At 70.3% G+C, this 13193-nt stretch carries 13 protein-coding genes; 3 read left to right on the top strand and 10 right to left on the bottom strand.

Annotated elements, in window-relative coordinates:
* Positions 1–137 precede the first annotated feature (137 nt).
* Genes rlmB through ND450_RS30320 form a run of 4 tightly spaced genes read right to left on the bottom strand, consistent with a single transcriptional unit; the run spans position 138 to position 4099 of the window.
* Complete coding sequence (gene rlmB / locus ND450_RS30335; RefSeq protein ID WP_253321879.1) at positions 138–1109, bottom strand: 23S rRNA (guanosine(2251)-2'-O)-methyltransferase RlmB; 972 nt, start codon at positions 1107–1109, stop codon at positions 138–140.
* Positions 1110–1114: 5 nt separating this feature from the next.
* The gene (gene cysS, locus ND450_RS30330; protein ID WP_253321878.1) at positions 1115–2509 is read right to left on the bottom strand and encodes a cysteine--tRNA ligase; all 1395 of its coding nucleotides are present in this window, start codon (positions 2507–2509) and stop codon (positions 1115–1117) included.
* Positions 2506–3129 (bottom strand): HAD family hydrolase, encoded by a 624-nt coding sequence (locus ND450_RS30325; RefSeq protein ID WP_253321877.1) that lies wholly within the window; start codon positions 3127–3129, stop codon positions 2506–2508. The genes cysS and ND450_RS30325 overlap by 4 nt, the downstream gene beginning before the upstream one ends.
* A gap of 25 nt (positions 3130–3154) precedes the next feature.
* Complete coding sequence (locus ND450_RS30320) at positions 3155–4099, bottom strand: toll/interleukin-1 receptor domain-containing protein (RefSeq protein WP_253321876.1); 945 nt, start codon at positions 4097–4099, stop codon at positions 3155–3157.
* 53 nt (positions 4100–4152) lie between these two features.
* Between ND450_RS30320 and ND450_RS30315 the strand changes: the two genes are divergently transcribed.
* The gene (locus tag ND450_RS30315) at positions 4153–4449 is read left to right on the top strand and encodes a DUF6191 domain-containing protein (protein WP_253321875.1); all 297 of its coding nucleotides are present in this window, start codon (positions 4153–4155) and stop codon (positions 4447–4449) included.
* On the opposite strand, the gene ND450_RS30310 is transcribed toward ND450_RS30315, so the two are convergent.
* From ND450_RS30310 to ND450_RS30295, 4 genes are read right to left on the bottom strand one after another with little or no spacing between them, the layout of a single operon-like run.
* Complete coding sequence (locus ND450_RS30310) at positions 4446–4838, bottom strand: PPOX class F420-dependent oxidoreductase (RefSeq protein WP_253321874.1); 393 nt, start codon at positions 4836–4838, stop codon at positions 4446–4448. The two genes, ND450_RS30315 and ND450_RS30310, sit on opposite strands and share 4 nt — an antisense overlap.
* 5 nt (positions 4839–4843) lie before the next feature.
* Entirely contained in the window at positions 4844–5311 is a 468-nt protein-coding gene (gene ispF, locus ND450_RS30305) for a 2-C-methyl-D-erythritol 2,4-cyclodiphosphate synthase (RefSeq protein ID WP_253321873.1), read from the bottom strand.
* The gene (ispD, locus tag ND450_RS30300; protein ID WP_089908427.1) at positions 5308–6000 is read right to left on the bottom strand and encodes a 2-C-methyl-D-erythritol 4-phosphate cytidylyltransferase; all 693 of its coding nucleotides are present in this window, start codon (positions 5998–6000) and stop codon (positions 5308–5310) included. Before ispD ends, ispF begins: the two co-directional genes overlap by 4 nt.
* Before the next feature lie 42 nt (positions 6001–6042).
* Positions 6043–6531 (bottom strand): CarD family transcriptional regulator, encoded by a 489-nt coding sequence (locus ND450_RS30295; RefSeq protein WP_012782996.1) that lies wholly within the window; start codon positions 6529–6531, stop codon positions 6043–6045.
* A gap of 260 nt (positions 6532–6791) precedes the next feature.
* Here ND450_RS30295 and ND450_RS30290 point away from each other — a divergent pair, with 260 nt between their 5' ends.
* Entirely contained in the window at positions 6792–7550 is a 759-nt protein-coding gene (locus ND450_RS30290) for a hypothetical protein (protein ID WP_253321872.1), read from the top strand.
* A gap of 191 nt (positions 7551–7741) precedes the next feature.
* Here ND450_RS30290 and ND450_RS30285 read toward each other — a convergent pair whose 3' ends face one another.
* On the bottom strand, positions 7742–8176 hold the full coding sequence (locus ND450_RS30285) for a hypothetical protein (RefSeq protein WP_253321871.1): 435 nt from the start codon (positions 8174–8176) through the stop codon (positions 7742–7744).
* Between the two features lie 156 nt (positions 8177–8332).
* Here ND450_RS30285 and radA point away from each other — a divergent pair, with 156 nt between their 5' ends.
* Positions 8333–9742, top strand: a complete 1410-nt coding sequence (gene radA / locus ND450_RS30280; protein WP_218159494.1) for a DNA repair protein RadA — start codon at positions 8333–8335, stop codon at positions 9740–9742.
* A 905-nt stretch (positions 9743–10647) separates the two neighbouring features.
* Here radA and otsB read toward each other — a convergent pair.
* Positions 10648–13179: a trehalose-phosphatase gene (otsB, locus tag ND450_RS30275; protein ID WP_253321870.1), complete on the bottom strand. Its 2532-nt coding sequence runs from the start codon at positions 13177–13179 to the stop codon at positions 10648–10650.
* Positions 13180–13193: the final 14 nt, after the last annotated feature.

The following is a 13193-nucleotide window of genomic DNA, read 5'->3' as shown; positions in this document are numbered from 1 at the left end:
GCAAGTGTGGAAAGTCGACTTTCCTGCCCGCCCGCCTAAACCGGTTGAGCGGGCAGGAAAACGATCATTAACGTCGGAGAAACGCTGCTATTGGCGTCGCTGAGTGCCAGATAACGTCAGGCGGGGGCCGCCCGGCGTCAGCCCTTGGCGGCGACCCGGCGGCGGCGCGCGACCTCGGCCAGCACGACGCCCGCGGCGACCGACGCGTTGAGCGACTCGACGCCTGCGGCCATCGGGATCGACACGGTCTGGTCGCAGGTCTCCTTGACCAGGCGGCCCAGTCCGCGGCCCTCCGAGCCCACCACGACGACGAGCGGGCCCGTCGCGAGGTCGAGGCCGTCGACGTCCACGTCACCGTCCGCGTCCAGGCCCACGATCATCAGCCCGGCCTCGGCCCAGTCACGCAGCGTGCGGGTGAGGTTCGTCGCCATCGCGATCGGCATCTTGGCCGCCGTGCCCGCGCTCGTGCGCCACGCGACCGCCGTCATCGACGCGCTGCGCCGCTGGGGCAGCACGACGCCCTGCGCGCCGAACGCGGCCGCGGAGCGGATGACCGCACCGAGGTTGCGCGGGTCGGTCACGCCGTCCAGCGCCACCAGCAACGGCGGCGTGGAGGCGCGCAGCGCGGTCTCGAGCAGCTCGTTCGGGGTCTCGTACTCGAACGGAGGCACCTGCAGGCCGAGGCCCTGGTGCATCGCGCCACCGGTGATCCGGTCGAGCTCACCGCGGGCCACCTCCAGCACGGAGATGCCCCGGTCGGCGGCGAGGCGCACGGCCTCCTGCACGCGGTCGTCCGCGTCGATGCCCAGAGCCACGTAGAGCGCCGTCGCGGGCGTTCCGGCGCGCAGGCACTCGACGACCGGGTTGCGGCCCGCCACGGTCTCCGCGGCGGCCTTCTCCTTGGTCTGCCGGCGCTGGGTCTTGCTCGCGTCGATCTTCGCCGCGACCTTGGCGCGCTTGTACGCCGGGTGGTTCGGGCGGTCGGTCGCCTTCGGGGTCGGGCCCTTGCCCTGCAGGCCCTTGGACTTCTGCCCGCCCGAGCCGGTGACCGCGCCCTTCTTCGAGCCCGGATTGCGCATCGCGCCCTTGCGCTTGGAGTTGCCAGCCACGGAAGTCAGTTATCCCTCAAAGTCCACTGCGGACCGCCGGGGGTGTCCTCGACGGCGATGCCCGCGTCGTACAACTGGTCCCTCAGCGCGTCGGAGCGCGCGAAGTCCTTGTTCTTGCGGGCTTCCTGGCGTTCGGCGAGCAGCCGGTCCACCAGGGTGGTCAACGCCTGCCGCATGCCTAGATCGGCGGGCGAGGCGTCGTTCCACTTCGGCGACAACGGGTCGACGCCGAGGATGTCGGCCATCCGGCGGACGCACTCGGCCGCGGAACGGGCCGTGTCGTCGTCGCCGTCGGCGAGCGCCGTGTTGCCCTGGCGCACCTTGTTGTGCAGTGCGGCCACGGCTTGGGGCGTGTTCAGGTCGTTGTCCATCGCGACCACGAAGTCGGGGCACATGTCCCCGCGCAGCTCGACCGGGCCGAGCCGCTCGACGGCGCGGCGCAGGAACGACTCGACGCGGCCGTAGGCCGTCACCGCCTCCTGCAACGCGTCCTCGGAGTACTCGATGTGCGACCGGTAGTGCGGCGCCACCAGGTAGTACCGCAGCTCCTGCGCGCGGACCTTGTCGAGCATCGCGGGGATGGACACCGTGTTGCCGAGCGACTTGGCCATCTTCTCGCCGGACAGCGTCACCCAGTAGTTGTGCATCCAGTAGTTCGCGAAGCCGTCACCGGCCGCGCGGGACTGGGCCTGCTCGTTCTCGTGGTGCGGGAAGATCAGGTCGAGCCCGCCGCCGTGGATGTCGAACGTGCCGCCGAGGTACGTCGTGGCCATCGCCGAGCACTCCAGGTGCCAGCCGGGCCGCCCGTCGCCCCACGGGGTGGGCCAGGACGGCTCACCGGGCTTCGCGGCCTTCCACAGCGTGAAGTCGCGCGGGTCGCGCTTGCCGCGCACCGCCGTCTCACCCTGCTCCACCGCGTCGAGCTTCTGCCCGGACAGCGCCCCGTACTCGGGGAACGAGCGCACGTCGAAGTAGACGTCCCCGTCGACGTCGTAGGCGTGGCCCTTGTCGATCAGCCGCCGCATCAGCTCGACCATCTGCGTGACGTGGCCGGTGGCGCGCGGCGCGTACGACGGCGGCAGGCAGCCCAGCGCGTCGTAGGCGTCCTCGAAGGCGCGCTCGTGCGTGTACGCCCACTCCCACCAGGGCCTGCCGTGGTCGGCGGCCTTGGTGAGGATCTTGTCGTCGATGTCGGTGACGTTGCGGACCAGCGTGACGTCGGCGCCGTCACGGGCGAGCCAGCGGCGCAGGACGTCGAAGTTCAGGCCGCTGCGGATGTGCCCGATGTGCGGCACGCCCTGCACGGTCGCCCCACACACGTAGATCGACGCCGTTCCGTTGACCTGCGGGTGGAACTCCCGCATGGACCGGCTCGCGGTGTCGTAGATGTGGAGGCTCACACGGGAATGGTACGGGCCACATCCAAAAGAGCGTTGGGCCGGTCACTCGTCGGAACCGGGTTGACGAGCCGGAAGGAGCAACCGATCGCCTCCGCTCCGCCGTCCGCCTCCTCGCTGTCACCGACCATCACGGCATCCCGGGGATCGACACCCAGCCGTTCGCACGCGGTGGTGAAGATCTTCGGGTCGGGCTTGATCACGCCTTCCTCGTAGGAGAGCACGAACTCGTCCACGAGGTGGGTGAGGCCGTGCAGCTCGAACACGGACCGGATGTCCCAGCCGATGTTGCTGACGACGGCGACGGGGACGTCCGCCAGGTGCTCCAGCGTCGCCTTCGTGTCGGGGTAGGGGACCCACGACTCCGGCGAGATCAGCTGGTCGTAAAGGGCCGCCGCGTTCGGGACGAGCGAGTCGTTCAGGACCCGGACGTGCACCCAGCGGTGGACGTCCGGGTCGAGGTCGCGGCGGTACCAGCCGTCGGCCAGCTCGGGGTCCATGCCGTCGGCGATGCCGACCGGGGCGGTGAGGGCACGCATCAGGTCGCCGTTGGACGCGAGCTCGGGGTGCTCGAGCCGGAACAGCGTGCCGGAGAAGTCGAAGAGCGCGGCGCGGATCGTCACGCCCCCGACTCTACGTGCCCAGGGCCTAAGTGGTCTGGACCTTTTTGAGCTCGGCTTCGACGGGCGTGATGTCGTACTTCAGGTTCAGCCGCAGGTCGCCCGCGCCCCGGTCGGTGGCGGCCGCGAACTCCTCGACGAACTGCTCGATCTGCTTCAGCGGCTCGTCCGCGAGCAGGGCCGCGGTCTTGTAGAGGGCCGTGTAGCGGTCGGGCGTCGTGGTGCCGCGCAGCTCGGCCGACCAGTCGAGCAGGCTCTCGTACTGCTCGACGAAGCTGTTGGCCAGGTACTTGATCTTGTCGCGGTCACCCGGCCGGCCCGCCGGCCCGAACGCCATCTGCACGCGGCCGGGGGAGAACAGGTCCTCGATCGCGTTGAGGATGCCGTCGAACGCGCGGCTGCGGGCCCGGAACGTGTCCAGCGCGTCGACGTCCTCGGTGATCAGCCGGGTCGGCTTCGCCGCGCCCATCTCGTGGCGGATCCGCTTGTCCTTGAGGTTGCGCATGTGCAGCGCCACCTGGTCGGAGAACAGCTGGTACTCCCAGCCGGCCTTCGGCGTGCCGACCGGCGTGCCGACCTTCTTCGCGATCATCTCGGCCAGCTCGCGCGGCGTGCGGTTGCGCAGGTCCAGGTAGCCGGTGCCGACGCGCAGGGCCGGGATCTCGGTGTCGTCGAACCGGACGGGCAGCACGTACTCGCTGTCGGACACCAGGGCGCGGTCGAACGCGGACTGCCGCTCGTGCTTGGTCCACATCTTCCTGGCGTAGTGCTCGGAAATGAACATCACGCAGTAGCGCGAGTCGTGGCGGTAGATCTGGTCGAGGTGCTCGACGAGGTTCTTGCCCCAGAGATCGGCTTGCTCGTCGGTGTCGTAGAAGCGCGAAACGCCCAGTTCGGTGAGGTGGCGGGCCACCTCGTCGACGTAGGGGCGGTCTTCGCCGGCGAAGGAGAGGCACACGTCGTACTTGGGCACCAGGTGGATGTTAGTGGCGGGAACCACACCCTCGAACGGGGAGTTGTCGAGGTATGAGCCTGGGGTTCCTGTTCGCGATGTCGCTGCCCGCGTTGGTGGCGGCCCTGTTCTTCCTGGCCGTGGTCGAGAGATTCGTGCGCAACAAGAAGAAGGGCACGCCGCTGGCCACGGCGGGCATCGGCGAGCTGGGCGCGACGTTCGAGGCGGGAAAGCGCGACGAGCTGGAGTTCCGCGCGGAGGAGCGGCAGTTGCGCGACGAGGAGGGCGACGGGGCGCCGCCGCGAAGCCGGGTGGACCTCGACGGCGGCACCGCGGTGCTCAACGTCCCCGCGCAGCGTCAGGCGCGCTAGGCGTTGCCGGTGGTCTTGGCGACCTGCACGCGGACGACGACGCGCACGTTGTCGGTGCCCTCGTCGCCGGCGTAGTCCTGGCCCGCGTACTTGTGCGACAGCTCGTTGATCAGCTCGTCGCCGCCCTCGGTGGTCAGCGACGCCTCACCGCGGAACTCGCTGTACTGGTACGGGTTGTCCTTGTTCGTCACGGTGATGCTGACCCGCGGGTCGCGCTGCAGATGGCGTTCCTTCGCACGGCCGGCGACGGTGGAGAACAGGACGTCGTCCCCGTCGCGCTTGATCCAGACGACGGAGGTCTGCGGGCTGCCGTCCTTGGTGAGGGTCGCGACGGTGGCGAAGTTGGGGCTGTCCAGGAGTTCGCGCTGCGATTCCGAAAGCGTGGCCATGGTCGTCAGGCTACGGGGATGAGCAGGGCCGTCGCGATCGCGGCGATGCCCTCGTTCCGCCCTGTGAGACCCAGACCGTCCGTGGTGGTGCCGGCGACCGACACCGGGCCGCCGACGGCGTCGGAGAGCGCTTTCTGGGCCTCGTCGCGGCGCTTGCCGATGCGCGGCTCGTTGCCGATGACCTGCACTGTGGCGTTTCCCACACGGTAGCCCGCCTCTTCGACGAGGCGGCGCACCTCCGTGAGCAGGACCACGCCGTGCGCGCCCGACCAGCGCGGATCGGACGTGCCGAAGACGGCTCCCAGGTCACCCAGCCCGGCAGCGGAGAGCAACGCGTCGCACAGCGCGTGGGACGCCACGTCGCCGTCGGAGTGGCCGGCGCAGCCGTCGACGCCCTCCCACAGCAGACCGGCGATCCAGCACTCACGACCTGACTCGATCGGGTGGACGTCGACGCCCTGGCCGATCCTCACTCCTGGCCTCCGCTGAACAGTGCTTCCGCGACCGCGAGGTCGAACGGCGTGGTGATCTTCATGGCGTGTGCGTGCCCGGGAACCGTGTGGACCCGGACACCGTTCTTCTCGACGAGACCAGCGTCATCAGTCGCGGCGATACCGGAGCTGTAGGCGGCTTTGAGAGTCTCTGCTCTGAATCCCTGCGGGGTCTGCACGACCCGCAGCCCGGCCCGATCAGGCGTGGAGACGACCACTCCGACCTCGTCCACCTGTTTGATCGTGTCGGCGACCGGCAACACCGGGATGACGGCGTCGAACCCGTCGCGCACGGCGGCGACGACACCGGCGATGACCTCGGGAGGGGTGAAGGCACGAGCGGCGTCGTGGACCAGCACGATCGAGGTGTCCGGAATCACGCGAAGCGCGTGGTCGAGGGCGAGGCGAACCGAGTCGGTGCGCTCGGCACCCCCTGAAAGCACGTGCACCGCCCCGCCGGCCGGGGCCAGCGAGGCGGTTGCGGTGTGCACTTGATCCACATCGGACGGTGGAGCGGCGATGACGACGTGCTGGACCTGGCCCGACTCGAACAGACCTTGAACCGCACGGGTCAACAGCGGTACACCGTTGACCGGCACGAGCGCCTTGGGCATCCCGTAGCCCAGACGCTCACCCCGCCCTGCCGCGGGCACGAGCGCGACAACACTCATGTTCGCGACTGAATCCGATGCTCTGTTGTGATGTTGTGAAAACTACGAGGCAGTGGCGAGAACTTCGTCGAGGAGAACCTCGGCCTTGTCCTCGTCGGTGCCCTCGGCCAGCGCCAGCTCGCTGACCAGTATCTGCCGCGCCTTCGCCAGCATCCGCTTCTCGCCGGCGGAAAGCCCGCGATCCTTTTCGCGCCGCCAGAGGTCGCGCACCACTTCCGCAACCTTGTTCACGTCGCCGGAGGCGAGCTTCTCAAGGTTGGCCTTGTACCGCCGAGACCAGTTGGTCGGCTCCTCGGTGTGGGGAGCACGCAAGACCTCGAAAACCTTGTCGAGCCCTTCCTGGCCGACAACGTCACGCACGCCTACGATTTCGGCGTTGTCAGCGGGAACCCGAACGGTGAGGTCGCCCTGCGCTACCTTGAGAACGAGGTACTTCTTCTCCTCGCCCTTGATCACGCGGGTCTCGATTGCTTCGATGAGAGCGGCACCGTGGTGCGGGTAGACGACGGTCTCTCCGACCTTGAAAACCATGTGTCCTCTGCCCCTTTCGATGCCTCCATCCTAACACGTCCAGCAACCCTCCGATTGCTGCTCGATGATCCGTTAGTGCTGGTCAGGGCCATGCGGGGGGTTGACAAACCACCTGTTCGCGTGCAAGGTACGTCTCACCGAAGATCGACTGGCAGCCCAACGCGTCCTCGATTCGGGCCCCGGTTAGGCTCCTTGCCTGGTGGTTGTTCCCTAGGAAGGACGCTGGAGCCGTGAACTCAGGAGTGTCTCGCCGGTTTATCGTGACGGCAGCGCTGGCCGCTGGCCTCGGCCTGGTGGCGGTCGGCTGCAGCGCCGGTCAGGTCACCCAGACCGACACCCAGGTCGCCGCCGTCGACGGTGCGAGTGGCAACGCCGGTCCCATCGCGGTCCGCAACGCCATGCTCGCCTTCCCGGCGGACGGCAACCGGTACCACGAGGGCGAGGACGCGCCGCTGACGTTCGTCATCGCCAACACGGGTGAGACGCTGGACAAGCTGCTGTCGATCAAGTCGGACGCCTCCGAGTCCGAGGCCGAGGTCGTGGGCGCGAAGGAGATCCCGGCGCGGTTCGCGCTGCGGGCCGAGTACGACGCGTCGAAGGCGCCGACGAAGACCTCGTCGCCGTCGTCCTCCGCCGCCTCCTCGTCGGTCGTGCCGACCTCGGGTGCGCCGTCGTCCAGCGCGGCGCCGTCCTCCGGTGCGGGCACGCCGTCGTCCAGCGCGGGCGTGCCGTCCTCCGGCGTGTCGTCCACGGGCGCTCCGTCGTCCGCGGCGTCGTCTGCTGCGTCGTCGACCGGTCGTCCGTCGAACTCCTCGGCCGCGCCCACCGCGGTCGACCCCGACCTCGAGGTGCTGCAGATCCGCTGCACGCTCAAGAAGCTGAACCGCGACGTGGTGGCGGCCCAGACCGTCAAGATCACGTTCCTGTTCGAGAAGGCCGGCTCGGTGACGCTCGAGGTGCCGGTGGCGCCGTCCGAGCACAAGCGCACGAGTGACCACGGCGAGTCCGGCGGCCACTGAGTCTTCTGCCGCTGCTGCGCAGCGGCGGCGAGTTCGCCGGGAAGTCGGTCGTCCGACCACCGCTTCGGGCCGAATCGCCTTCGGCGGTTGACCTGAAGCGGCGGCCGGACGACCGACGCGAACTCGCGAACACTTCGAAACGCCGCCCCTGGGGCTACCCCAGGGGCGGCGTTTTGTTGTTCTCGGGGCTTCTAGCGGGGCTGGAGCATCGGGCGGAACTTGTCGCGGTACGCCCACGCCAGGCCGATCTCCGCGGCCACCACGAGCAGGCCCATGACCGTGCCGCTCGGCTCCAGGAAGAGGTGGAACAGGAAGATGTTCACGACCACCGGGGCCAGCAGCGCCAGCGCCAGCGGCACGAACCGGCCGATGACGAGCAGCACGCCGGAGACCAGCTGCACCGCGCACGTCAGCTGGAGCATGTAGCCGGTGGCGTAGAGCGCGGCGTTGAACGCCACGCCTCCCGGTGCCATCGTGCTCGGATCCGGGGCGGGCATGAAGAGCAGGAAGCCGTTCAGGCCGGTCGTGGTGAACAGGAGCCCGGTCAGCACGCGGGTGACGACGGTGGCGTAGCGGCCGAGCGCGAACTTGCGGGTCTGCGTCGTGGTTGCGGTTGCGGTGCTCACGGTGTCCTCCAGGCTGTGTCGTGTCCTTCCACTGATGCGTCGAACCGGCACCGCGCCGGATCGACAACAGGCCTCGAAAATCTTCGAAGTTTCTGTCGGATGTGCCCTGACCTGCGGTGCGCGTTTCTGTCGGTGTCGTCCTCTAACGTTCTGGTCGTGGCGAAGACAGCGCGGCCGATCTTCCGTTGTGCCGAGTGCGGGCACGAGGTGGCGAAGTGGTTCGGCCGCTGCCCCGAGTGCCAGGCGTGGGGCAGCATCGAGGAACGGGGCACCGCGTCGGTGACGCGCGTGGTGGCGGGCGCGCCGACGTCCGCCGCCCGGCCGATCGGCGAGGTCGACATCGAGTCGGCGCGGGCGCTCTCCACCGGCGTCAGCGAGTTCGACCGGGTGCTCGGCGGCGGTCTGGTGCCCGGTGCCGTCGTGCTGCTGGCCGGTGAGCCCGGCGTGGGCAAGTCGACGTTGCTGCTGGAGACGGCGCACCGCTGGGCCGAGTCGCACGGCCGCTGCCTCTACGTCACGGGCGAGGAGTCCGCGGGCCAGGTGCGGCTGCGCGCCGAACGCACCGGCAACCTCCACGCCGAGATGTACCTGGCGGCCGAGAGCGAGCTCAGCGCGTTGCTCGGCCAGGTCGACCAGGTGAAGCCGTCCATGCTGATCGTCGACTCGGTGCAGACCATGTCGACGGTGAGCGTCGAGGGCGTCCCCGGCGGCGTCACGCAGGTGCGCACCGTCGCATCAGGACTGATCGCGATGGCCAAGGAACGCGGCCTGCCGGTAGTCCTGGTAGGACACGTCACGAAGGACGGATCCGTTGCGGGGCCCAGGGTTCTGGAGCACCTCGTCGACGTGGTGCTCCAGTTCGAGGGCGACCGCCACTCCAGCCTGAGGCTGCTGCGCGGCATCAAGAACCGCTACGGAGCGGCCGACGAGGTGGGCTGCTTCGAGCTCCGCGACGACGGCATCGTGGGCGTGCCGGACCCGTCGGGCCTCTTCCTGACGCGCCGCGAGAAGGCCGTCGAGGGCACCTGCGTCACGGTGATCGTCGAGGGCAAGCGCCCGATGCTCGGCGAGGTGCAGGCCCTGGTGGCCAAGACGAACCTGCCCGCGCCCCGGCGCGCGGTGAGCGGCCTCGACTCGGCGCGCATCTCGATGGCCCTCGCGGTGCTGGAGAAGCGAGGCAAGGTCAACCTGTTCCAGAAGGACGTCTTCACGGCGACGGTGGGCGGCATGCGCCTGGTCGAGCCGGCCGCCGACCTCGCCGTCGTGCTGGCGGTGGCCTCCGCCGAACGCGAGATCGCCCTGCCCGCCGACCTCGTGGTGCTCGGCGAGGTGGGGCTCGCGGGGGAGATCCGGCGCGTCAACGGCGTCGGCAAGCGCCTGCAGGAGGCCGCGCGGCTCGGGTTCAAGAAGGCCCTGGTGCCGCCGGACCACGGGCCGCTGCCGGACGGGGTGCGGGCGCTGGTGGCGAACGACCTGGTGTCCGCGCTGGAGGTGCTGGGGCTGAACCGGCGGCGCAGCGGCAAGGGCGGGGACGGCAAGGGTGGCGAGGGCCAGGGCGACGACTGAGGTGCTGGCCGCCGTTGCCGCGCTGCTGGGGAGAGATGCGGCGCGGGGGCGAGGGGATGGCGGCGGCGTGATGGGGCCTGCTGTGGTGGTCCCAGGCGGTGGCGGCGCGGGCCGGGCGGGTGGTGACTGGTGGCGGCGCGGGCTAGGCCTGTGGTGCGTCAACAGGTGGTGCGGACCCGGCGAGGGTGCACACACGGCTCTGACACCACGGAGGTCGCGCGAAGCGGCGTGTGCGGTGGCCTGCGTGGCGGAACCGGCGTCGCCTGGAGACGAGGCGCGCCAGCCGAAACCAACCGGCCAGGCCGGGGTGCGGCCCGCCGAGGCCCGTCGCACGCGCCGTGATCGAATGAGCGCGTGTTGGGGAGACACGACGGCGAGATCGGTGAGTTGTTGCGGTTCGCCGCGTCCATGGTGCCCTCCGAGGTGCGCGGCGCCGACCTGCTCGACTACCTCGACCTGGAGGAGTGGGAGCTCGTGCTCCAGCTCCTCGGCGAGTTCGACGGCAACACCTGGCAGACCCCGCGCTTCTGGGCCCTGCTGGCCGAGGTGGCGACCCAGATGGACCAGGACGAGGCCTGGTACCAGTGGCGGTGCGTGGAGTCGATCCAAGGCGTGCTGCGGGTCGAGCTGACGCTGGCGGTGGACGCGGAACCGTTGCGGGCCAGGGGAGAGCGGCCCCTGTGGGACGTCACGGGGAGGCAACAGCGGGTGGCGGCGCTGTGGATCGAGTCCAAGCCGGTGCTCAACCCCGGTGAACGGGCCACCGCGCGGCTGCGGCCGTTCGTGCCGCCGGCGTGGGCGCACCTGATCCGGGGCGACATGATCACGTTGCACGGGAGGTCGCCGGGGACGGCGAAGATCATCGAGAGGGTGCCGCCGCGCCCTGAGAGCGCGGCGGCACCACGTCACTGCGAGAGCAGCTGGGCGCAGCGGATCAGGCCCAGGTGCGAGTACGCCTGCGGGTGGTTGCCCAGCGAGCGCTCGGCCACCGGGTCGTACTCCTCGGGCAGCAGGCCGGTGGGGCCGGCTGCGGCGACGATCTGGCTGAACAGCTCCTCGGCCTCGGTGCGGCGACCGGTGAGCAGGTAGGCCTCGATCATCCAGGCGGCGCAGAGGTGGAAGCCGCCCTCGTCGCCCGGCAGGCCGTCGTCGCGGTGGTAGCGGTACACGGTGGAGCCGGACCGCAGTTCCGCCTCGATGGCCGTCACCGTCGACTGGAAGCGCTCGTCGGTGGGGTCGATCAGGCCCGACAGGCCGACGAACAGGGAGGCCGCGTCGAGGTCGTCGCCGTCGTAGGCCGTGGTGAAGGACTGGACCTCGTCGTTCCAGCCGTTCTTGAGCACGTCGGTGGCGATCGTGTCGCGCAGCGGCACCCACGACGGGTCCAACGAGCGGCCGAACTGCTCGCCGAGCTTGATCGCGCGGTCGATGGTCAGCCAGCACATGACCTTCGAGTACACGTGGTGGCGCGGCGCGTGCCGTTCCTCCCAGATGCCGTGGTCGGGCTCGTGCCAGCGGCGCGAGACGGCCTCGGCCATCGCCTGGACCATGGCCCAGTCGGCGTCGGAGAGCGAGCCGCGGGCGGTGGCCAGGGAGACGACCAGGTCGACGACCGGGCCGAACACGTCGAGCTGCACCTGCTGGTTGGCGAGGTTGCCCACGCGCACCGGGCGGGAGCCCGCGTAGCCGGGCAGCGACTCGATGACCGCCTCGGCGCCCAGCTGGGTGCCGTGCAGCGTGTAGAGCGGGTGCAGGCGCTCCGGGCCCGGGATGGTCTCCAGGACGCCGTGCAGCCACGCCAGGAAGCCGTCGGCCTCCGCGAACGAGCCCACGGACACGAGAGCGGACGCGGTCATGGCGCCGTCGCGCAGCCAGCAGTAGCGGTAGTCCCAGTTGCGGACGCCGCCGAGCTCCTCGGGCAGTGACGTGGTGGCCGCCGCCATGATCGAGCCGGAGTCCTTGTGGACCAGGCCGCGCAGGGTCAGCGCCGAGCGCAGCACCAGGTCCGTCTGCACCTTCGGCAGGTGCAGGCCCGCGGCCCAGTCCGACCAGTAGCTGGCGGCGAGGTCGCGGCGCACCGACTCGTTCAGCGGGTGCTCGGAGATGTCGTCGGTGCCGCAACGCAGCTCCAGCAGCACCGGAGCGCCCTCACGCGGCCGGACGACGGCGCGCGCGGTCTCCTGCTGGCCGTCGGAGGTGATCTCCCAGTCGACGCCCGGCGAGCGCAGCACCATCGGGTCCGAGGTGCCGACGACGCGCAGCCCGTCGCGCTCGCGCAGCAGCCGCACCGGCACCTGCCCGAACTCGGGGCGCGGCGCGAACGTGATCACCGCGTTCGTGGAGCCGGAGATCCGGCGCACGAGGTCCGTCCGGTGCGAGGCGAGGTTGTGCTCCAGGTAGTCCGACACCAGGAGCCGCGACCAGCGGGTCTCCACGATCATCGTGCCCGGCAGGTAGCGCTGGCCCAGCGGCAGCGACCCGTGCTCCGGCTTGATCGAGAAGTGACCCGCGGCCGGGCCGCCCAGCAGGTCCGCGAAGATCGCCGCGGAGTCCGGCTCGGGGTGGCACAGCCAGTTGACCTTGGCGTCGGGCGTCACGAGGGCCACCGAACGCTCGTTCGCGAGCATCGTCAGGCGCTCGATCGGCACGGCCTGGTCGCCGTGCAGCCACGCGCGGCGCTCCTCCAGCAGGAACGCCAGCACCGTCGCCACGTCGGACGGGTCGCTCACGTAGTGCTCGGCCAGCGACTCGCCGGCGCCCACGCGGATGCCGAGGTCGGGACCGGACAGGCGCGCGAACGCCTTCTCGTCCGTCACGTCGTCGCCCAGGAAGATCGCCGCGGTGGCGCCGACCTGGTGGCGCAGGATGTCGAGGGCCTGGCCCTTGTTCGTCTCGACGACGGCCAGCTCGATGACGGCCTTGCCCTCGGTGACCTGCACACCCTCCCAGGTGCACGGGCCGGAGCGGACGGCGGACAGCACGGCCTCGCCGATCGCTTCCGTCGCGGCACGGCGCACGTGCACGGCGACGGAGGCGGGCTTGACCTCGAGCTGGACGCCCTCCTGGCCTTCGGCGATCTGTTCCAGCTCGGCCTCGAGCCGGCGCAACAACGCCTTGGCGTCCGCGTCCAGCGCGTGGACGAAGCCGACGTCGAACTCGGAACCGTGCGACCCGACGAGGTGGACCTCGCCGGGCAGGCGGGACAGCGTGGCCAGGTCGCGCAGCGCGCGACCCGAGATCACGGCGGATGTGGTCTCGTGCAGCGATGCGAGCGAACGCAGCGCGTTCACCGACTCCGGGAGCGGTCGGGCCTGCTCCGGGTCGGCCACGATCGGAGCGAGTGTTCCGTCGTAGTCGCTCGCGACCAGCAGTCGTGGGGTCCGCGCGAGCTGAACGATCGCTCTGCGCAGTTCGGCGGGGAGGGCCTCGGCGGTCAACGCCCCTCCTGGAG

The organism is Lentzea sp. HUAS12, assembly GCF_024125735.1.
Classification (GTDB): domain Bacteria; phylum Actinomycetota; class Actinomycetes; order Mycobacteriales; family Pseudonocardiaceae; genus Lentzea; species Lentzea albida.
Note: the sequence above shows the minus strand (reverse complement) of the source record. Positions and strands in the feature narration are given on the sequence as shown.

Bases quoted from the DNA above. Each gene is read 5' to 3' on its own strand.
- ND450_RS30315 (WP_253321875.1), top strand. From the start codon at position 4,153: ATGAGCCTGGGGTTCCTGTTCGCGATGTCGCTGCCCGCGTTGGTGGCG.
- ND450_RS30310 (WP_253321874.1), bottom strand. From the start codon at position 4,838: ATGGCCACGCTTTCGGAATCGCAGCGCGAACTCCTGGACAGCCCCAAC.
- ispD (WP_089908427.1), bottom strand. From the start codon at position 6,000: ATGAGTGTTGTCGCGCTCGTGCCCGCGGCAGGGCGGGGTGAGCGTCTG.
- ND450_RS30295 (WP_012782996.1), bottom strand. From the start codon at position 6,531: ATGGTTTTCAAGGTCGGAGAGACCGTCGTCTACCCGCACCACGGTGCC.